We start from the raw sequence: 19,597 nt of genomic DNA on the forward strand, positions 1-19,597 counted from the left end.
ATCATTTCATCCAACCTGATCGTCCGGCTCTTCAAGGGCCGAGGCGATTGCCAGCGTCTGGGCAAGGCACATCGAGGCCGAAAGCGATCGAAAGCCGCGCATCTCCGATTCCTGCACGAGCAGGAAAGCGTCGGCCAGCAGGGCGATGGGGCTGACCGGGCTGTCGCTGATCGCGAGGATTTTCGCTCCGCGCTCCTTCGCCTTGCGCGCCACTTCGATCGTTTCGGGAGCATAGGGCTGGTAACTGATGGCGACGAGCAGATCCGCCCGGCCCAGATTGGTCATCTGCGGCGCGGCCAAGCCTCCGACCCCGTCGATGAACAGGGTCCTCTTGCCGAGTTGCAGCAGCGAATAAGCAAGGTAGGAGGCGACGGGGAACGCCCGGCGAAAGCCCGCGACGCAGACGGTCGATGCATGCGATATCATGCCGACCGCCTTGGCAAGTTCCGCTCGCGAAACCGTCTCCCTGAGGTGCTCGAGCGCCAGGACGCTGGCCTGCGCGAAGTCGTCCAGCAGCGGCATTTCGCTTGTGGCTGTCTTGGCGCCGTCACCGAGCTGGCGGACGCGATCGTGATAGCTGAGAGCGATGGTGGACGACATCAGCCCGTCGCGCAGCACCCGCTGCATCTGGCTGGCGCCGCTGAAGCCGAAGGTCTGCGCGAATCGCACGATCGCGGACGGCGGCACCCCGCAGCGTTCGGAAATCACCGAAAGCGTTTCGAGCGCCACTTCATTCGGCGCGTCGAGCACGTAGCGCGCGATTTCCTTCAGCTTCTTGCTCAGGCCGTCGAATCGCTCGAGGAGTTCCTCGCGGAACTCTGCGGCGCTTTCCGGCGGGATTTTCACTGAAGTCATGCCTTACTCCGAACCGCTCGCTTCATCATGCGATCGTCACCAGCCTGCGCTCCGCCACGCTACGCGCAGCTGCCTCGGCCAGTTCAAGCGCCGCCACCCCGTCGTCATAAGTCACCAGCGGCTGCTCCCCCGCCAGAACCCGCGCGAAATGGGCCATTTCAGCCTCATAGGCGGCCGCGTAGCGATCAAGGAAAAAATTCTCGAAACTGTCGCCGCGCCGGCCATCGTCGGTCCAGGTCGAAACGGTCGACTGGGCGACATTGTCGGCGCGGATCGCGCCGCGCGAGCAGAATACCTCCAGCCGCTGGTCATAGCCATATCCGCTCCTGCGGCTGTTGCTGATCACGCACATCCTGCCGGAGGCCGTCCGCAGGACCGTGCGCGCGGTGTCGATGTCCCCGGCAGCAGCGATCCCCTTGTCGATCAGACAGGAACCCGATGCGAAGACCTCGACGGGTTCCTCGCCCAGCAGCCACCGGGCGACGTCGAAATCGTGAATGGCCATGTCCTTGAACAGACCGCCCGAAACCTTGATGTAATCGATCGGCGGCGGCGCGGGATCGTGGCTGATGATGTGCACGCATTCGACCGTTCCCAGCCTTCCTTGGTCGAGGGCGTGCTTCAGCTTCTGGAAGCTGGGGTCGAAACGCCGGTTGAAGCCGAGAAGGAACGCGCCCCCGCTCGCCGCCAGTCGCTTCCGGGCGGCCTTGGCTTCCGCGAGGTCGGAATGAACCGGCTTCTCGCAGAACACCGCCCTGCCCGCTTCAAGCGCTCGCAGGGAATAGTTCAGATGCGTATCGGTGGAGCTGGCGATCACCACACCATCGATCTCTCCATCCGCGAGGACCTCGTCAAACGTCGCCACCCGCGCGCCCGATTGCTCGGCGAGGCTGGCCGCCGCTTCAGCGATCGGATCGACCACATATTTTAGTGAAAGCTCCCGCGATGCGCGGGCGTTCGCGGCATGGATCCGGCCGATCCTGCCGGCACCGATAACAGCTATTTGGCCTATTCCCATCTATTCTCGTCCCTCGACCGTCTGTCGACTCTACACATAGCGAGGCGCAAGGGCGACTTCTCTTGCTCCGTCTTCCAGACGACCATTGGCGGCCGCTGGACGAATAATATAGAATATTTATTCCGTCATATACAATAATAGAAAATCTGTTGACATGCCGCCGGAGTGAGTTTAACGAGCGTTAAGTCGCGGGGATCGACCTGATCGAATCCGCCAGCGACCTTCCGAAAGGCGTGGTTCCAAAACGCCCCGGAATTGGAGAGGAGACAGCCATGAAGCTTGCTGCAAGACGGGGGTTGCTGAATTCCGCATCGTTGGTTGCCTGTGTCGTGCCGCTTGGCCTGGGCCTTGGCGCAACCGCGGCGCTCGCGCAGCCGAAGGACGCATCGTTCTCACCGAACCCGGGGGGCATTTTCGAAATCGTCGTGACCGCGACCAAGCGTCCCGAAAATATTCGGGATGTGCCGTTTACTGTTACAGCCATCACCAGCGCCGACCTGGCGCAGCGCCAGATCGTCGATGCCCAACAATTGCCGCAGCTGGCGCCAAGCCTTCAGTTGCAGAGTTCCAACGCGGCGGTGGTTTCAAGCAATTTTTCGATCCGTGGCGTCGGCACCCTGTCGTTTCAGCAGACGATCGATGCCAGCGTATCGGTTGTCATCGACGATATTGTGATGGGCCGTCCGGAAGTGGGCGTCATCCCCTTCTCGGATATCGCGCAGGTCGAGGTCCTGAACGGCCCGCAGGGAATGCTGTTCGGCAAGAACGCTTCGGCGGGCGTCGTCAGCATTCACACAACCGACCCGGAAATCGGCAAGACCTCCGGCCGCCTCGGCGGTCAGTTCGGATTCTTGAACACTGCCGACAACGGCACGATGCAAAAGGTCGACGGCACCATCAACATTCCGACCGGCGCCGAATCCGCCCTGCGTCTGAATGCCGTATTCATGAACAACTCGCCGATCGTGAAAAATGTCCTCGATGTCCCCGGCAGCGACTATGGACAAACCCAATATGGCCTGCGCGCCAAGCATCTTTGGGACCATGACGGCCTGCGCGTTCTCCTCTCGGGCGACTATTTCCACTCCAAGGGCGCAGGTGGCGGCGCGACCACCGATCGTTCGCTCGGCGCCGGCAGCCCCTATGCCGCTCTCGACGCTGCGGCCGGGATCATCCCGGGGCCGGAAAACACGCTACTGGCGTCCGACGGCCGGACCGACGACCATTTCTCGGTCGGCGGCATCCAGGCCAATGTCGACTATGAATTCTCGAACGGCGGACGACTGACCAATATCGCCGCATGGCGCCGCTATACGCATTTCCGCATCTTCGACGTCGACAGCCACCAGATCGACCTGCTCAACATCAATCATGAGAACAGCAAGTTCAGCCAGTTCTCCAACGAATTACGGTACACGTCAGCAGGCGGCGGGCAGTTCGAATATCAATTCGGCGCATTCTACATGACGACGACTGCCGATCAGCATGTCCTGCTCTTCGGCAACCTCGGGTCCCCTTCGGCGCCCCCCGGCTACACCGCGACGCTGGGCAATGATCTCGCTCAGACACAGAAAACAACCAGTGTCGCCGGGTTCGGCCAGGCGACACTGCGCCTGACCGATGCGTTTCGTCTCGTCGCCGGCGGACGGGTGACCTATGACAAGGTGAAGATCAACGGGGTCATCGACACGGCAGGAAGCCTTTACCAGATCTTCCCGAGCACGGTGGTGCCGACGACGTCGGTCGATCACACCGACTTCTCGTGGCGCGGCAGCGCTCAATATGACATTGCCGATCGGGTGACCGCCTATGCGACCGTCGCACGCGGCTACAAGGGGCCGGGCTTCAATCAATTCACCGCTCGTCCGGTACGTTCGGAAACCTCGATGATGTACGAGGCAGGCCTCAAGACCGAGTTGCTCGATCGCAGGCTGCTGCTCAACCTCGCGGTCTTCAAGGAAAGGTTCAAGGACTTCCAGGCCCAGACCTTCAATCCAAGCACCTTGAACTTCGAAATCCTCAATGCCGGCGTCCTCAATTCGAAAGGCTTTGAGGGCGACTTCCGGTTTCAACCAACGGATGGGCTGACGCTGACCGGCTCGATCGCCTATGTGGATGCGACCTTCGGGCGTTTCGTGGGCGACCAATGCTATGCCGCGCAGCCCGCCACCGGACCGCGTGCCTGCGTTGGCGGCGTGACCGATTCGAGCGGCAATCGACTGCCGAACGCGCCGAAATGGGCCGGCACGCTATCGGCCCGATATGAGCATTCCGTGGGCGGGAACCTGATCGGCGCGGTGCAGGCCGCAACCTATTCGCGCTCGCGCGTGTTCTTCGCCTCCAACAACGATCCCAGCACGGTTCATCCAGGCTACACCCTGCTCGACCTGGGGTTGGAACTGAAACCGGAATCCGGGCCCTGGAAACTCAGCCTGTTCTGCCGCAACTGCACCGACAAACGGTTTGCGACCTTCATCCAGAGCAATCCGTTCTCGGGGAACGATTACGGTCAACAATTCAGCCTGGGCTCGTTCCGCATGATCGGCGCGAGCGTGGACCTGGCTTTCTGACCCGTTAGGACCGATCATGCCGCTCTCACCCGGTTCCAAAGCACATCTCTTGGCGACGGCCGAGAAAGGAAAGCGCGATTGGGCAACGATCGACATCGACCAGCTACGGGCGATGAACGAAGCTCACGAACTGGCCTATGATGTCGTGGCGCCACGGCTGGCAGTCGAATACCGCATCATGATCCCTACCCCGGACGGCGGCACGATCGGGATTGAAATCTACGTTCCGCGCAGCAGCGAACCGGATGTTCCGATGGCCGTGATGCTGTTCCTGCATGGCGGCGGATGGGTCATGTGCAGCACGAACTCGCATGGGAATATGTGCCGATACCTCTGCGACAAGGCGGGCGTGATCGGCATCAACGTCGACTATCGCATGGCCCCCGAACACAAGTTTCCCACGGCCGTGAACGACGCCGCGACCGCGCTCGACTGGGCATGCGCGAACATTGCCAGCTATGGCGGCGATCCTGACCGGATCATCGTCGCCGGCGACAGCGCCGGCGGCACTCTTGCCACGGTTCTCGCCCAGCGTTCGGCAAGAGGGGAAGGCCCTCCGGTCATCGCGCAGGCCCTGTTCTACCCCAGCGTCTCGATGGGCGATCATGATGGCTTCCCGTCATTCGAGATGTTCGGCTCCGGCGAATTCGGCGTATCCGCGCAAGGATGCGATTGGATCACCGGGCTCTACCTCACCGATCCGGCGCAGCGCGACGACATCCGGTTCAGCCCCATCAAGGCGCCCGCGCTGGAGGGATCGCCGCCCACGCTGCTGATCACCGCCGAATATGATCCGCTGCGCGACGAAGGCGAGGCCTATGCCAAACGCCTGCGGGAGGCCGGCATCCCGGTGGAATATCACTGCTTCGCGGGCGCCATCCATGCCTTCATGAGCATGCCCAAGCTCATGCCCGACGGTTATGTCGCGCTAGACCTCGCGGCCCGGTTCCTTTCGCGCCAGGCAATGGCGCCGCTGGCATGACGGCGATGGCCGACATTCGCGCGCATGGGCAACCGGCGATTTCCGAAAACCGGCTGATCGCCGCGCTGTTCCTGCCCACAGTACCGCTTTTCGCGGCGCTTCAGGGCGTCCAGCAGGTCCTTCAGCCCGCCCAGGTCGAAGCAGCCGATGCCGCGCAGAAGGTCGCGAACCTCGCGTTGATCACGTCGCTGTCGTCGATCACCTCGGTCCTCGGCCTCGTGCTGGGCGGAATCATGTCCGACCGTATCCGGACGCCATGGGGACGGCGCAACCCTTGGATCGTCGTCATGGCCTTCGCCAGCGCGGGGCTTTTGGTGCTGGTCAAGAATCTCGGCGCGATTGCGATCCTCACCGTGGTCTATTGCGCCTTGTGGTTCACGCTCAACTTTGCCCAGGCGGCGATGTCCGCCGTGCTGCCGGAGCGAGTCTCGCCCCGACGCCGGGGGCTGGCGTCTTCGGTCTACGGGCTTGCCATACCGTTCGGCATCCTGGTGGGCGTCAATATCGCCGGTCGGATCGACGCGGATGGGGCGTTCTGGATCCTCGCGCTGCTGCTGATGGCCGGTTCGCTCAGCTTCGCCTGGCTCGCCCCCGAAAAGCCGATGGATTTCTCGATAACGGGTTCGAAAGCTTCGATCTCCGTGGCGGGCTCCGTCACCGGCGGACTGCTTTCGGCATTCCGGCATCGTGATTTCACGCTGGCCTTCACGGCGCGGGCTTTGCTGTTCCTCGCCTATTTCATGGCCAATGGCTTCCTGTTCTATCTGATCAAGGACCGGATTCCCGTGGCGCAGTTGCCGCAGCGAAATGCCGGGATCGCGATGAGCGTACTGGCGACGCTCAACATGTCGGCTTGGATCGTCAGCGTCCCGGTCGCCGGCTGGCTCGCCGATCGATCCGGCCGACGCAAGCTCACGGTGTCGATCGCATCCATCGGCATGGCCGCATCCCTGTTGCCTCCCGCGGTGGACGGTTCGTGGACGGCGCTGGTGATCTTCGCGCTGGTCGGGGGCATGTCCTTCGGCGTCTATATCGCGGTCGACATGGCCCTGATGTCGCTGGTCTTGCCCGATCAGCTTTCGGCCGGGCGCGACATGGCCATATTGACCGTGGCTTCCGCCGGCCCGCAGATCGTCGCTTCGCCGATTGCCGCGGCGCTGATCTACGGGCTTGGATATGGCGCGATGTTCGGCGCATCCGCGCTGCTGGCCCTGCTGGGAGGCTTGCTGGTGCTCGGCATCCGTTCGGTGAAATAGGCGGAACCACGGTTTCGGCACTGGGACGAGTTCGATTTAACAGACGTTAAAGACGCGGAGATTATTGTGGCGATATTGGCAGGGAAAGTAGTGGCGGTCACCGGCGCGGGCCGGGGCATCGGGCGGGCAATTGCCATGCTGGCAGCCAGCGAAGGCGCGGCGGTGGTCGTCAACGACTATGGCTCCAGCTCTGACGGTGAGGGCGCGGACATCGGGCCAGCCGCCGAAGTCGTCGCCGAAATCGTGGCCGCCGGCGGTCACGCGGTGGCGAATACGGCCAGCATCGCGGACCCGGCCGGAGCGCAATCGATCGTCACGGACGCGATCGAGCGGTTCGGCCGGATCGATGCGGTCGTCAACAACGCGGGTTTCCTGCGCGATCGCATCTTCCACAAGATGAGCATCAAGGATTGGGAGGACGTCATCGACGTGCATCTCAACGGCTATTTCTACGTCGCCAAGGCTGCGGCGCTTCATTTCCGGGAACAGGGTAGCGGCGCCTTCGTCAACTTCACCTCCACCTCCGGCCTGATCGGCAATTTCGGACAGGCGAATTATTCTGCCGCGAAGATGGGCGTGGTTGGGCTGTCCAATTCGATCGCGCTCGACATGGAACGCTATGGGGTGCGTTCGAACTGCATCGCCCCCTTCGCGTGGAGTCGCCTGATCGCAACCATTCCAACCGAAACCGAAGCGGAAAAGCAGCGCGTCGAACGCATCAAGTCGATGACGCCTGAGAAGATCGCGCCACTCGCGGTCTACCTCTGCTCGGACCGCGCGCACGATGTGAACGCGCAGATATTCTGCGTGCGCAAGAACGAGATATTCCTGTTCAGCCCGCCCCGTCCGATCCGTTCGATCCATCGTTCCGAAGGCTGGACGGTGGAAAGCGTGGCCGAAGAGGCGATGGCCGCGCTGCGCCCGTCGATGCATCCCCTGCAGCGCTCATCCGACGTCTTCGGCTGGGATCCGGTGTGAGGCCGCGATGAAACTCGCCAAACTCCTGGAGTTCTCCCCCCGCGCGACCCGCCAGCTTTATTCTGCGCGGGATGCCATGCTCTACGCGCTGGGGGTCGGGGCGAGCGACCGTAGCGGCGAGATCGCCTATGTCTATGAAGCGGCGCTGCGGGTTTTGCCGACCATGGCGGTGGTGATCGCCACTCCGGGCTTCTGGCTGGATGAGGCCGAGTTCGAGATCGACTGGCGGAGCGTCCTGCACATCGGCCAGGCGCTTTCGCTTCATCGTGACCTGCCGCCGGAAGGCGACGTCACCAGCAAACTGACGGTGGAAGCGGTTTACGACAAGGCCGGCAAGGGTACGATGCTGCACACGCGCCGCGAACTGAGCGATACGCATAGCGGCGAAGCGATCGCGGACCTGCGCCAGACCTATTTGCTGCGGGGCGACCGGGACAGCGGCGCAATGCCGGCGCCCAGGACGGCGCCGTCGCCGATTCCCGATCGTCCTGGCGATGAGCGGGTCACCCTGCCCACATCGCCCGACCAGGCGCTCCTCTACCGTCTGTCCGGGGACTTCAACCCGCTCCATGTCGATCCCAAGGTCGCTTCGGCCGCCGGCTTTTCGCGGCCGATCCTCCATGGGCTCTGCACCTATGGAGTGGCGGGCCGCGCGGTCCTCCAGTCGATCGTCCGGCGCACCGGCTCGTCGCTTTCGCGCTTCGATACCCGCTTCGCCTCTCCGGTCTATCCCGGCGAGACGCTGCGGACCGACATCTGGTGGCAGGACGGCGGTTCCGGCTTCTTTCGGACGCATGCCGTCGAAAGGGAGATCGTGGTGCTCGATCAAGGATATTTCGAATGCCGCTGACCGATCCGCTTTTGGGCATCACTGGCTTCGGCTGCTATCTGCCGCGTGGCCGCATGCTGCGCTCGGCGATCTTCGCGGCGAATGGCTGGTTCGCGCCTAACCTCAAGTCCCTTGCCAAAGGCGAGCGCAGCTTTGCCGGATGGGACGAGGACGCCGTGACGATGGCGGTTGAGGCCGGGCGCTGCTGCCTGGGTTCGCGCCACGGTGAGGAGGTCGGCCAGCTCGTTTTCGCCTCGGTATCCGCGCCGTTCGCGGATCGGCAGGGGTCGGGGATCGTGAAGGAGGCGCTCGACCTGCCCGATACCGTCTCGACGATCGATATGGGCGGCAGCATCCGCAGCGGCCTGTCTGCGATGATCGGCGCGCTTGAGCGCCGGTCGGACAGGGCGACGCTGATCGTCGCGTCGGACCGCCGCAAGGCCCGTCCCGCCTCCGAAGCCGAAATGACGCTGGGCGACGGTGCCGCGGCCATTCTCGTCGGGGCCCATGACCCGATCGCGACGCTGATCGGTCATGCGTCGATTTCGGCGGATTTCGTCGATCATTTCCGCTCGCCGGGCCGCGTGGCGGACTATGAATGGGAAGCCCGCTGGATACGTGACGAGGGCTATGGCGGGATCGTCAGGCGCGCGATAGAGGCGGCGCTTGCCCAGGCCGGCCTGTCGGCTGATGACGTCGATCATCTGATCGTTCCCGCTTCGGCGGCGATTGCCGGCTTCGTCGCCAAGGCGTGCGGCATCGGCCCACACAGCGTCGTCGATCCATTGACCGGCATGGTCGGTCAGACAGGTAGCGCCCATCCGCTGCTCATGCTGAACGCTGTTCTCGGCAAGGCGGCCGCCGGAGAGGTCATCCTCGTGACCGGTTTCGGCAGCGGCTGCGACGCATGCTTGCTGCGCACCAGCGACGCGATCGAGACGCGCCGGCCAACGGCGAGCCTCGATGGCTGGCTCGCCCGGCGGATAGCGGTCGATCATTATCCGCGCTTCCTGGCAGTCGGCGGCATGCTGGAGGTCGAGCGCGGCATGCGCGCCGAAATCGAATCCAAACAGCCGCTGACGGCGCTCTATCGCAACCGCCGGACGGTGCTCGGGCTGGTCGGGACGCGTGGCCGCGAAACCGGATCGGTGCAATATCCCCCATCGCCCATTCCGCTTGACGGCAGCGCCGCCGACGAAGTTCAGGACGCCTACAGGCTCGCTGATCGGCCCGCGCGAATCCAGAGCTTCACCATCGACAATCTGGCCTATTCGCCCGATCCGCCCACCTATTACGGCGCGATAGAGTTTGACGGCGGCGGACGCATGACCGCCGAATTCTGCGACATGGAGCCCGGCGACGCCGTCGTCGGCCGCGAGATGCGGATGATGTTCCGGATCAAGTCGATCGACGAGAGCAGGGGTTTCGTCCGCTATTTCTGGAAAGCGGCACCCGGCTTCCAGGGCCAATAGGAGGTTTCATGGCAACCGGCATCAAGGACAAGGTCGCCATCATCGGCATGGGCTGCGCCCGCTTCGGCGAGCGATGGGACGCCGATGCCGAGGCGCTGATGGTCGAAGCCTATGCCGAAGCCATTGCCGATGCCGGCATCGAAAGCAGGCAGATCGGCGCTGCCTGGCTCTCGGTCGCATTCGACGCCATCAACATCGGGCCTTCAGGCATTCCGCTCGCGATGGCGCTCCGGCTGGACAATGTGCCCGTCACCAAGGTGGAGAATTATTGCGCGTCCGGCACGGAAGCATTCCGCGGCGCGGTCTATGCGGTTGCCAGCGGCGCGTGCGACATCGCGCTCGCCATGGGCGTCGAGAAGCTCAAGGACACCGGCTATGGCGGCCTGCCCGTGCGCACCCGTGGCACGATGTCCGACATGATCGGCGTCGTCGGATCGGCGCCGGGCAATTTCGCCCAGCTCGCATCGGCCTATCGGGCGCGGCACGATATGCAGCCGGACGATCTCAAGCGGGCCATGGCGCATGTCTCGGTGAAGAGCCACCGCAACGGCGCGCGCAATCCCAAGGCGCATCTTCGCAAGGAAATCGACATCGATACGGTGCTCCGGGCGCCGATGGTGGCGGAGCCGCTCGGGCTGTTCGATTGCTGCGGCGTTTCCGACGGCGCCGCCTGCGCGATCGTGACGACGCCCGACATCGCCAAGGCGCTCGGCAAGGCCGAGCCGGTTCTCGTCAAGGCCTTGCAGCTCTCCGTCTCGAACGGCTGGGAGCTACAGGGCAGCGGCTGGAACGGAAGCTATTTCCACACCACCCGCATCGCCGCCAGGCGCGCCTATGAGGAAGCGGGAATCGAACGGCCGCGCGAGCAGCTCGACCTTGTAGAGGTGCATGACTGCTTCTCGATCACCGAACTCGTGACCATGGAAGACCTCTTCGTCAGTGCCGAAGGCGGCGCGGCGAAGGACATCCTCGATGGCATGTTCGACCATGATGGCCACATTCCCTGCCAGATCGACGGCGGCCTCAAATGCTTCGGCCATCCGGTCGGCGCTTCGGGGCTCAGGATGCTGTACGAGAACTACCTCCAACTTCTTGGCCGCGCCGGCGAAAGGCAGCGCCAGGACAATCCCGCGCTCGCGCTCACCCATAATCTCGGCGGGATGCCGAGCCAGAATGTCGCGGCAATTTCGATCATTGGTTTAGGAGATGCGTGAATGGATCACGAAACCCTGATTTCGCTCAAGCAGACCGTGCGCCGCTTCGTCCGCGAACGGCTGGTTCCGCTGGAGGAGCAGGTCGCCGAGAATGACGAAGTGCCGACCGGGATCATCGAGGAAATGGCGCAGATGGGCCTATTCGGCCTGACCGTGCCGGAGGAATATGGCGGCATGGGCCTGCGTTCCGACGAGGAAGTCGAGCTGGTGCTCGAGATCGCCTGGGCCTCGCTCGCCTTCCGCTCGTGGATCGGCATCAATCTGGGCGTGGGCTCGCAGGGCATCGTTCAGCTTGGCACCGACGCGCAAAAGGCGGAGTGGCTGCCCCGGATCGCCAGCGGCGAAATGATCACGGCATTCGCCCTGACCGAGCCCGAATCCGGCTCCGACAGCGCCGCGCTCAAAACCACGGCACGGCGCGACGGGGACGATTATGTCCTCAACGGGACGAAACGCTTCATCTCCAACGCACCGCGCGCTGGCCTGATCACGGTCATGGCCCGCACTTCTGCGGAAAAGCTGCCCGGCAACCGGCATGTGACCGCCTTTCTGGTGCCGCGCGACGCGCCGGGGCTGTCCATCGGCAGGCGCGACCGGAAGATGGGACAGTCCGGGGCGTGGACCGCCGACGTCATCCTCGATGACGTCAGGGTGCCCGCCAGCGCGATCGTCGGTGGCGAGGAGGGACGCGGCTTCGAGCTGGCGATGCGCGTGCTCGACCGAGGCCGCGTCAACGTCGCGTCCTCCTGTGTCGGCCAGGGCCGCCGCATCCTGCATGAGGCACTCGCCTTCGCCACCAACCGCCAGCAGTTCGGCCAGCCCATTGCGGACTTCCAACTCGTCCAGGCCCTGCTTGCCGACAGCTATGCCGACCTCTTCGCGACGGAGTGCATGCTGCGCGAAACGGCCAGGCGGGTCGCGACCGGTGAACGCGTCTCGCTCGAGGCCTCGGCGCTGAAGATGTTCGCTTCGGAGGCTGTCGGGCGGATCGCCGACCGGGCAGTGCAGATCCATGGCGGCGCGGGCTACATGCGGGACAGCGTGGTGGAACGGCTCTACCGCGACGTGCGCGTCCTGCGGATCTACGAGGGCACGACGCAAATCCAGCAGATCATCATCGGCAAGGAACTTGCCAGGCGCGGGGCCGGGTTCCTGGCTGCATGAGGGAGGGAGACGGGATCACCATGACCATGGAAACGGCAGACCTGATGCTTCGTCCGGGAATCATGGCCGGACAGAATATCCTCATTACCGGCGGCGGTTCGGGCCTTGGCCGCGCCATGGCCGAAACCTTCCTGATGCTCGGCGCGCGCGTGCACATCTGCGGTCGGCGCCAGGGCGTGCTGGACGCTGCCGCCGCCGAGCTTTCGCGCAGGACCGGCGGCAGCATCATTCCCCATGGCTGCGACATCCGTGACGATCTTGCGGTCGAAGCGATGCTCGATACGATCTGGGCAGGCTCAGGCCCGTTGACCGGGCTCGTCAACAATGCCGCGGGCAACTTCATCAGCCGCACCGAAGACCTCTCGATGCGCGGCTTCGATGCGATCACCAACATCGTCTTCCGCGGCGCGTTCGGCATCACCCACAATTGCGGGCGGCGCTGGATTGCCGGCGGTGATCGGGCTTCGGTGCTCTCGATCGTGGCAACATGGGTCTGGAACGGTTCGCCCTACACGGTGCCTTCGGCGATGGCGAAATCCGGCATCAACGCGATGGTCCAGTCGCTGGCGGTCGAATGGGGCGGCAAGGGAATCCGGCTGAACGCGATCGCGCCCGGTCCGTTCCCGACCGAGGGCGTGCGCAAACGGCTGCGTCCGGGCATGTCCGAGGATGAAGCGGATCGCGACGCGGGCGCGGACAATCCCATGGGCCGCGTAGGCCGGCTGCCCGAATTCACCAATCTCGCAGCCTTCCTGATGAGCCCGGGCAGCGACTACATCAACGGTCAGACGATCGCGATCGACGGCGGGCGCCATCTTGCGACGGGCGGAAACTTCTCATCGCTCCGCAGCTGGAGCGACGCGGACTGGGAGAATGCGCGCCAGAGCATTCGTGCGACCGATTCGATGGACAAGTCCCGGCGGGGCTGAGGAAGGAAAATCCGTGCATCTACAGGAACGCGCATCCCTCACCCCTGACAAGCCCGCCATCATCTATGGCGAAACCGGCGAATGCGTGTCGTTCGCCGAACTGGATCGCCGATCGAACCGGGTGGCGCAACTATTCCGTCACCTGGACTGCGGGCCCGGCACGCATATCGCCGTGTTCCTCGAAAATCATCGCGACTTCCTGCCGCTGATCTGGGGCGCCGATCGCTCGGGGCTCGTCTACACGCTGGTTCCCTCGCGGCTGACCGGGCCGGAGGCCAGCTACATCGTCGACGATTGCGATGCCCGGATCGTCATCACCTCGGCGGCGTTGGCGCCGGTCCTCGTGCCCGAGCAGGCCAACATGCCGAAAGCCCGGATTTTCGTGATCGATGGCGATCTCCCGCCCTTCGGCGACTGGGCGGCATTGCTCGAGACGATGCCTGCCGGACCGATTCCCGATCAGTGCCAGGGGCGCGACATGCTCTATTCCTCGGGCACGACAGGCCGCCCCAAGGGCATCGTCGCGCGAGGAGCGGTAACCTCGACATTGTCCGAACCCACCCGGGGCGAGAAGCTGTGGCGCGATACTTTCGGTGCGAGCGGCGAGATCGTCTACATGTCGCCCGCTCCGCTCTATCACGCCGCGGCGATCCGCCACGCCTTGGCCATACATCGCCTTGGCGGGACGGTCATTCAGGTCGCCCGTTTCGATGCCGAGGCCATGCTGTCGTTGATCGGTCGCTACCGCGTCACCCACAGCCAGTGGGTGCCGACGCATTTCTCACGCATGCTCAAGCTGCCGGCCGAGGTCAGGGCCCGCTACGACGTCGGATCGCTGCGCTGTGCGGTGCATGCCGCCGCTCCATGCCCGGTCCCGCTCAAATATGCGATGATGGATTGGTGGGGGCCGATCCTCCATGAATATTATAGCGGTTCGGAAGGATCGGGGCTGACCGCGCTGGGGCCACAGGAATGGCTTGCGCATCCTGGTTCGGTCGGGACGGCGAAGTTCGGCAAGGTCCGCATCTGCGGCTTCGATGGCGAGGAGGAATTGGCGGCGGGCGAAACCGGGCTCGTCTATTTCTCCGACGTGGCTGCCTTCGAATATCACAAGGACCCCGGGAAAACTGCTGAAAGTCGCAATTCCCAGGGTTGGGTGACGCTCGGCGACATCGGCCATGTGGACGATGACGGCTATCTCTATCTGACCGACCGCAAGAGTTTCATGATCATCTCCGGCGGCGTCAACGTCTATCCGCAGGAGGTCGAGAATATGCTTCTGGAGCATCCTCTCGTCGACGATGTCGCCGTGATCGGAACGCCGGACGAGGATCTGGGCGAAAAAGTGACGGCCGTGATCGTGCCTTCGCGTTGGGAAGACGCCGGTGAGGCGCTTGCCGCGGAGCTGACCGATTTCGTCAGAGGCAGGCTCAGTCCGGTCAAGCGGCCCAAGGCCATCCATTTCCGGCGGGAACTGCCGCGAGAGCCCACCGGAAAACTCATGAAGCGGCTCTTGCGAAGCGAATATTGAGCCGCGCCCAGAACAAGGAAGTCAGATGCCAAACGCGCAGAGGTTGCAGTATCAGGGGCGGAATACCCGGGAACATCTGCTGATGGCGGCAAGCGAACTGATGACGAGGGAAGGCACCGCGAACGTCTCCCTTCACGCGATCGTGCAGCACGCCGGCGTGACGGCGCCGTTGGTGAAATATTATTTCGGGAGCAAGGAGGGGCTGTTCATCGCCCTGGCCAAACGCGACACCGGGCGTTCGATCGAACAGTTGCGCCATCTTGTCGAAAGCAAGCTCGATCCGGTCGAGAAATTGCGCATCCATATCCACGCGATTACGCGGACCTACAGCACCTATCCCTATCTCAACAGCCTGCTCAACCTATTGCTGCGGGGCGAAGGCTCGGCGGCGGAAGAGCTTCGCGACGCCCTGGTGCGGCCGCTGGCCGATGCGCAGCGGCAACTTCTCGAAGAAGGCGTGGCTTCGGGCCATTTCAAGCCGGTCGAGCCCGAATTGTTTTACTTCCTCGTGATCGGAGCCTGCCAATATCTGTTCGCCACGCCGGTGATCGCCAGTCTGCTGTTGCGCAGCGAAGCCATCGCCCCGGAAACCGCCGAACACCATGCGGACCTCGTCGTCGAGATCGTCACCAACGGACTGCTTCGCAATGACTGACAGGTCCCCTTCTTCCGGCCCGCTGGCGGGCCTGCGCGTGATCGAGATCGCCGGTATCGGGCCCGGTCCGTTCGCGGCCATGATGCTCGCCGATCACGGGGCAGAGGTGATCGCCATCGAACGCCCGGGCGGCGTGCGGGCGGGGTCCGGCCTCGACCCGATGACCGACATCCTGCGGCGATCGCGCCGGTCGATCGCGCTCGACCTGAAGTCACAGGGCGGCAGGTCAGTCTTGCGCAAGCTGTTGCGCAACGCCGACGGCCTGATCGAGGGGTTCCGTCCGGGAGTAATGGAACGGCTGGGACTGGGACCGGACATCGCCTTGTCCGACAATCCCCACCTCGTCTATGGCCGCGTGACCGGATGGGGACAGCATGGCAGCCTTGCCGACACGGCCGGGCACGACATCAACTATATTGCGATCGCCGGCGTGCTTGGCCTCATCGGCGACGAGGATCGGGGTCCGATTCCTCCACTCAACCTCATCGCCGATTTCGGCGGCGGCGGGATGATGCTGGCATTCGGCATGGTCGCGGCCATGCTGCATGCCAGGAACACCGGCGAGGGTCAGGTTGTCGACTGCGCGATGACGGACGGCGCCGCGCTGCTGGCCAGCATGATCTGGAGCAACCGGGCGGCGGGCCGATGGAACGACCGGCGCTGCGCGAACACCCTCGACGGCGGCGCCCATTTCTATGGGGTATACAGGGCGGCTGACGGCTATCTGGCGATCGGAGCAATCGAACCTGCTTTCTACGCGCGCTTTCTCGAAACATTGGGCCTCGACGGAGATCGCGATTTTCACCGCCAGCGTGACGAGGAACTCTGGCCCGAGCTCAAACGCCGCGTCGCGCGAGTGATAGCGACCAGGACCCGGGACGAGTGGGTCGCGATCTTTTCCGGGATCGACGCCTGTGTCTCGCCCGTCCTCGACATGGGCGAAGCCCTGGAATTTCCGCACAACCGCGAGCGCGGGACCTTCGTGGAGATTGATGGACTGGTCCAACCGGCGCCGGCGCCGCGCTACTCCAGAACCAGCCTGAACCAGCCGTCAAAACCGGTGGCCCCCGGATCGGATCGCGCCGCCATCCTCTCCGACCTCGGCATGGACGAGGCGGAGATCAGGCGGCTCGAGGCGGAAGGCGCTTTCGGTTAGCTGACCATGGACCGCTACGACCGTTCATTGTCATCGGCACGCTCCGGCGCCGCGCGGACATATTTGAACGTGCCATGGGCGATGGCGCAGAGCCTGCCGTCCGACCTGAACTCGGCGGAAGCAAACGCAATCGAGCGACCCGCCGACCTGACGGTCACTTCGGCGATGAGCCATTCGCCTATCGATGCCGGCGCGAGATATTCGGTCGTCAGGCTCAAGGTTACAGGGGGCGTCGGCGGCTCGCGGGCATCCCTGATGGCATTAGTCAACGCGATGTCGGACATTGCCGCGATGACGCCGCCATGCGCATGCATGGAGAAATTGGCGTGCCTTTCCTCCAGAAGAAGGCCGAAACTGATCCCCGCCTCGTCGCGCTTGGAATACAGATTGCCAAGAAAGGCCGTAAATGGCGATGATTTATATAGCGAGAAGCCTTCTGGATATTTAATCATGCAAGATACAATGGGTTAATTTTATATAATGTCAAACATATTCTATATTTAATTCAAAATTTTTGAATTAAATATTTCCTTTTCACACCATTATTTTCCATTAATTACGATTATTATTTTGAATGACTGACGGCCGACACCTGTTTTTACGACCATCTGTCGAGATAAGGCGGGATAAATGACGATCCGCTATGCCGGCTCCAGGTCGGCGCAGGCGTAATGGAAGGAAGCTCAACCATTCTGGACCAATCGCGCCTGTTCCGCAGCGGTTTTTGCGCGGTGGAAATCAGCAAAAGTCCCATCGCCGATACGCAAGGCCGCCCATTCCGCGCCGTTGGACTTTGCGCCGTTCCGGTTGCGTCTTTCATGCCCTGACAATGGCTCTGAAGCTATGAATTCTCCCGGTTGAAGCGCTTTGCGCCCGAACGTTACGCGGGTGCAAGGCGCTGATGGGGGACATATATGCGCCTGGGTTTGAAAGCGAAGCTGACGATCGCCGTCGGGCTGACCGCCGCTTCGGCTTTTCTGGCGATGGGCGTCAGGGAATGGCGAAAGGCCTCTGCCGCGACGGTGAAGAGCCGGGAGTTGCCCGCACAGGTCGCCGGGCCGGCCGCAGTGCTGGTGCAGGCGGCGCGGGCGATCCGCACGGGCGAGACGATCACCGCCGCCATGATCCGCAATGCTGCGGGCGATCCGGCGCGCTTTCCCCATGCCGCGACCGTCGCCGAAGTGGTGGGCAAGGTCGCCACCCGCGACATTCCCATGCGCGCGCTCATTGCGCGCGATGCGGTGGGGATGGAAAGCAGGCTCGCCATTCGCGTGCCGATGGGGATGCGCGCGGTCAGCATCGATACGACGGCGGAAATCGCCGTGGCCGGGTTGATCCGGCCGGGGGATCGGGTGGATGTTCAGGTGGTCTATCCGGGCGCCGATGCGATCAGCGGAGCGCGCGGCGCCGGGCGTAGTCGCGCGCAGGCCCTGTTGCAGATGGTGCAGGTGCTGGCCGTCGGAGAGGTGGTCGTGGGGACGCGGCAGGCTTCCGGCGTGGATGGCGCGCTGTCCTCCCCTCCCCCGCCCGCCCGGACGGTGACGCTGGCCCTGACGCCAGAGCAGGTGTCGACCCTGTCCCTTGCGAAAAGCACCGGCGCACTGACGCTGTCGCTGCGCAATCCGGCGGATAGCGCGCCGGTGGCGGTGGCCGTCGCCGCCTCTTCCGGACCCGATCCGGTGGCGGCGCCGGTCTTGCCGCGCGTTCTGGCTGCGCCGGCGCCGCGCGCCGTGCCGCGCCCTGCGCCTCACGCCATCGAGCTGGTCGTGGGCGACCGGCGCGAAACCATCTATTCCGGGAGTGCCGGCCGTTGAGGATTTTCATGACCGCCAGCCTGGTCGCGCTGGCCTTCCCCATGGCAGCGGCTGCGCAGACGGCGCTGCATGTGAAGGAGCAGCGCACCCTGTCCTATCCCCGCCCCATCGGGCGGGTGGAGGTGGACCGGGATGGCGTGCTGTCCATCGCCGCGCCTTCCGCCCGGTCGTTGCGGCTGACGGCCATTGGCGAGGGGGAGGCGACCATCAGCATTTATGGCGGCGATGGCCAACTGATCGCGCGGGTGCCGATCAGCGTGGGTCCCGACGCGGCGGCGAGCGCGCCGGTCGTGCGGGCGGGTGAACAGGTCGTGGCGGTCGATGTGCAGTTCGCGGCGGTATCCTCCACGACGTTGAAGGCACTGGGGTTCAACTTCTCCAGATTGAGCGGCGACATTCAGGGCGCGATCATTTCGCCCAACAGTCTGGGAAGCGCCTCCTTTACCCCCAATGGCCTTTCGCTGGAGGCGAGCGCGCCGATCCAGAACGCCTTCAACCTGTTCCTGTCGGCGCCCAATCGCGGCATCGGGGCAGTGTTGAGCGCGCTGTCCTCCAACGGCCTGTCGCAATTGCTGGCCCAGCCGACCCTGCTGGTGCGCTCCGGCGAGCAGGCGAGTTTCCTGGCGGGCGGCGAATTCCCCGTGCCGGTGCCACAGCTTTCCGGATCGGGGAACACGCTGTCCATCCAGTATAAGGAGTTCGGCGTGCGGCTGTCCGTCACCCCCTATGTGCTGTCGAAAGACCATATCGTCCTGAAGATCGCGCCAGAGGTCAGCGAACTCGATTATAATAACGGCGTGCAGTTGCAGGGCTATGTCGTGCCGGGATTGCGGCGGCGCTCGGCGGAAACGACGGTGGAACTGGGCAGCGGGCAGAGTTTCGTCATCGCGGGGCTGAGCTATTCCAGCCAGACGACATCCAGGGAAAAGGCGCCGTTGCTGGGCGATATTCCGGTGCTGGGCGCCTTCTTCAGACGCCAGCAGAGCCAGAAGGAAAAGCAGGAGTTGATCATCGTTGCCACGCCCCGGCTGGTGGGGCCGGTGAAGGCGGAGGAGATGCCGCCCCTGCCCGGCGCGGCGACGGCCGGGGTCGATCCGGTGACGAGCGACATGATCGTCAGCACGGACGGGCTGGACCAGTCGGGCGCGCCCTTCGGCGTGGTGAGGCGCTGAAC

At 63.9% G+C, this 19,597-nt stretch carries 17 protein-coding genes; 14 read left to right on the forward strand and 3 right to left on the reverse strand.

Translation table 11 applies throughout. The features are described 5' to 3' along the window. Positions 1 to 6 precede the first annotated feature (6 nt). Positions 7 to 855: a MurR/RpiR family transcriptional regulator gene (locus tag RUH75_RS08495; protein ID WP_313804413.1), complete on the reverse strand. Its 849-nt coding sequence runs from the start codon at positions 853 to 855 to the stop codon at positions 7 to 9. 25 nt (positions 856 to 880) lie between these two features. After that, complete coding sequence (gene iolG, locus RUH75_RS08500) at positions 881 to 1,873, reverse strand: inositol 2-dehydrogenase (RefSeq protein WP_313804416.1); 993 nt, start codon at positions 1,871 to 1,873, stop codon at positions 881 to 883. 272 nt (positions 1,874 to 2,145) lie between these two features. Between iolG and RUH75_RS08505 the strand changes: the two genes are divergently transcribed. The 12 genes from RUH75_RS08505 (at position 2,146) to RUH75_RS08560 (ending at position 16,609) form a co-directional block, all read left to right on the forward strand. Continuing rightward, positions 2,146 to 4,443, forward strand: coding sequence for a TonB-dependent receptor (locus RUH75_RS08505; protein WP_313804419.1), 2,298 nt, complete (start codon positions 2,146 to 2,148; stop codon positions 4,441 to 4,443). Positions 4,444 to 4,459: 16 nt separating this feature from the next. Further along, the gene (locus RUH75_RS08510; protein ID WP_313804422.1) at positions 4,460 to 5,425 is read left to right on the forward strand and encodes an alpha/beta hydrolase; all 966 of its coding nucleotides are present in this window, start codon (positions 4,460 to 4,462) and stop codon (positions 5,423 to 5,425) included. Beyond that, entirely contained in the window at positions 5,422 to 6,681 is a 1,260-nt protein-coding gene (locus RUH75_RS08515) for an MFS transporter (protein ID WP_313804425.1), read from the forward strand. The genes RUH75_RS08510 and RUH75_RS08515 overlap by 4 nt, the downstream gene beginning before the upstream one ends. 66 nt (positions 6,682 to 6,747) lie before the next feature. Further along, positions 6,748 to 7,659 (forward strand): SDR family NAD(P)-dependent oxidoreductase, encoded by a 912-nt coding sequence (locus RUH75_RS08520; RefSeq protein WP_313804428.1) that lies wholly within the window; start codon positions 6,748 to 6,750, stop codon positions 7,657 to 7,659. Between the two features lie 7 nt (positions 7,660 to 7,666). Further along, the gene (locus tag RUH75_RS08525; protein ID WP_313804431.1) at positions 7,667 to 8,509 is read left to right on the forward strand and encodes a MaoC/PaaZ C-terminal domain-containing protein; all 843 of its coding nucleotides are present in this window, start codon (positions 7,667 to 7,669) and stop codon (positions 8,507 to 8,509) included. Beyond that, positions 8,500 to 9,960 carry an OB-fold domain-containing protein gene (locus RUH75_RS08530; RefSeq protein ID WP_313804434.1) on the forward strand — a complete coding sequence of 487 codons (1,461 nt, stop codon included), beginning with the start codon at positions 8,500 to 8,502 and terminating at the stop codon, positions 9,958 to 9,960. The genes RUH75_RS08525 and RUH75_RS08530 overlap by 10 nt, the downstream gene beginning before the upstream one ends. An 8-nt stretch (positions 9,961 to 9,968) precedes the next feature. Beyond that, positions 9,969 to 11,174 carry an acetyl-CoA acetyltransferase gene (locus RUH75_RS08535; protein ID WP_313804437.1) on the forward strand — a complete coding sequence of 402 codons (1,206 nt, stop codon included), beginning with the start codon at positions 9,969 to 9,971 and terminating at the stop codon, positions 11,172 to 11,174. After that, on the forward strand, positions 11,175 to 12,338 hold the full coding sequence (locus RUH75_RS08540; RefSeq protein WP_313804439.1) for an acyl-CoA dehydrogenase family protein: 1,164 nt from the start codon (positions 11,175 to 11,177) through the stop codon (positions 12,336 to 12,338). A 20-nt stretch (positions 12,339 to 12,358) separates the two neighbouring features. Then, the gene (locus tag RUH75_RS08545; protein WP_313804441.1) at positions 12,359 to 13,267 is read left to right on the forward strand and encodes an SDR family oxidoreductase; all 909 of its coding nucleotides are present in this window, start codon (positions 12,359 to 12,361) and stop codon (positions 13,265 to 13,267) included. A 13-nt stretch (positions 13,268 to 13,280) separates the two neighbouring features. Further along, entirely contained in the window at positions 13,281 to 14,798 is a 1,518-nt protein-coding gene (locus RUH75_RS08550) for an AMP-binding protein (protein WP_313804443.1), read from the forward strand. A gap of 25 nt (positions 14,799 to 14,823) precedes the next feature. Beyond that, a complete protein-coding gene (locus RUH75_RS08555; protein WP_313804445.1) occupies positions 14,824 to 15,453 on the forward strand; it encodes a TetR family transcriptional regulator in 630 nt (209 codons plus the stop codon). Beyond that, positions 15,446 to 16,609 (forward strand): CaiB/BaiF CoA-transferase family protein, encoded by a 1,164-nt coding sequence (locus tag RUH75_RS08560; RefSeq protein ID WP_313804448.1) that lies wholly within the window; start codon positions 15,446 to 15,448, stop codon positions 16,607 to 16,609. The genes RUH75_RS08555 and RUH75_RS08560 overlap by 8 nt, the downstream gene beginning before the upstream one ends. A 14-nt stretch (positions 16,610 to 16,623) precedes the next feature. On the opposite strand, the gene RUH75_RS08565 is transcribed toward RUH75_RS08560, so the two are convergent. Beyond that, the gene (locus RUH75_RS08565) at positions 16,624 to 17,061 is read right to left on the reverse strand and encodes a PaaI family thioesterase (RefSeq protein ID WP_313804451.1); all 438 of its coding nucleotides are present in this window, start codon (positions 17,059 to 17,061) and stop codon (positions 16,624 to 16,626) included. Positions 17,062 to 17,523: 462 nt separating this feature from the next. Between RUH75_RS08565 and cpaB the strand changes: the two genes are divergently transcribed. Both cpaB and RUH75_RS08575 read left to right on the forward strand, forming a co-directional pair. After that, the gene (gene cpaB / locus RUH75_RS08570; RefSeq protein ID WP_313804454.1) at positions 17,524 to 18,423 is read left to right on the forward strand and encodes a Flp pilus assembly protein CpaB; all 900 of its coding nucleotides are present in this window, start codon (positions 17,524 to 17,526) and stop codon (positions 18,421 to 18,423) included. A gap of 8 nt (positions 18,424 to 18,431) precedes the next feature. Further along, complete coding sequence (locus tag RUH75_RS08575; protein ID WP_313804457.1) at positions 18,432 to 19,595, forward strand: pilus assembly protein N-terminal domain-containing protein; 1,164 nt, start codon at positions 18,432 to 18,434, stop codon at positions 19,593 to 19,595. Positions 19,596 to 19,597 lie beyond the last annotated feature (2 nt).

The sequence above is a fragment of the Sphingobium sp. genome (assembly GCF_032153725.1).
Classification (GTDB): domain Bacteria; phylum Pseudomonadota; class Alphaproteobacteria; order Sphingomonadales; family Sphingomonadaceae; genus Sphingobium.

Excerpts from the sequence above, each read along its gene's own strand:
- RUH75_RS08495 (WP_313804413.1), bottom strand. The coding sequence starts at position 855 with ATGACTTCAGTGAAAATCCCGCCGGAAAGCGCCGCAGAGTTCCGCGAG.
- iolG (WP_313804416.1), bottom strand. The coding sequence starts at position 1,873 with ATGGGAATAGGCCAAATAGCTGTTATCGGTGCCGGCAGGATCGGCCGG.
- RUH75_RS08505 (WP_313804419.1), top strand. The coding sequence starts at position 2,146 with ATGAAGCTTGCTGCAAGACGGGGGTTGCTGAATTCCGCATCGTTGGTT.
- RUH75_RS08510 (WP_313804422.1), top strand. The coding sequence starts at position 4,460 with ATGCCGCTCTCACCCGGTTCCAAAGCACATCTCTTGGCGACGGCCGAG.
- RUH75_RS08515 (WP_313804425.1), top strand. The coding sequence starts at position 5,422 with ATGACGGCGATGGCCGACATTCGCGCGCATGGGCAACCGGCGATTTCC.
- RUH75_RS08525 (WP_313804431.1), top strand. The coding sequence starts at position 7,667 with ATGAAACTCGCCAAACTCCTGGAGTTCTCCCCCCGCGCGACCCGCCAG.
- RUH75_RS08530 (WP_313804434.1), top strand. The coding sequence starts at position 8,500 with ATGCCGCTGACCGATCCGCTTTTGGGCATCACTGGCTTCGGCTGCTAT.
- RUH75_RS08535 (WP_313804437.1), top strand. The coding sequence starts at position 9,969 with ATGGCAACCGGCATCAAGGACAAGGTCGCCATCATCGGCATGGGCTGC.
- RUH75_RS08540 (WP_313804439.1), top strand. The coding sequence starts at position 11,175 with ATGGATCACGAAACCCTGATTTCGCTCAAGCAGACCGTGCGCCGCTTC.
- RUH75_RS08545 (WP_313804441.1), top strand. The coding sequence starts at position 12,359 with ATGACCATGGAAACGGCAGACCTGATGCTTCGTCCGGGAATCATGGCC.
- RUH75_RS08555 (WP_313804445.1), top strand. The coding sequence starts at position 14,824 with ATGCCAAACGCGCAGAGGTTGCAGTATCAGGGGCGGAATACCCGGGAA.
- RUH75_RS08560 (WP_313804448.1), top strand. The coding sequence starts at position 15,446 with ATGACTGACAGGTCCCCTTCTTCCGGCCCGCTGGCGGGCCTGCGCGTG.
- RUH75_RS08565 (WP_313804451.1), bottom strand. The coding sequence starts at position 17,061 with ATGATTAAATATCCAGAAGGCTTCTCGCTATATAAATCATCGCCATTT.
- cpaB (WP_313804454.1), top strand. The coding sequence starts at position 17,524 with ATGCGCCTGGGTTTGAAAGCGAAGCTGACGATCGCCGTCGGGCTGACC.
- RUH75_RS08575 (WP_313804457.1), top strand. The coding sequence starts at position 18,432 with ATGACCGCCAGCCTGGTCGCGCTGGCCTTCCCCATGGCAGCGGCTGCG.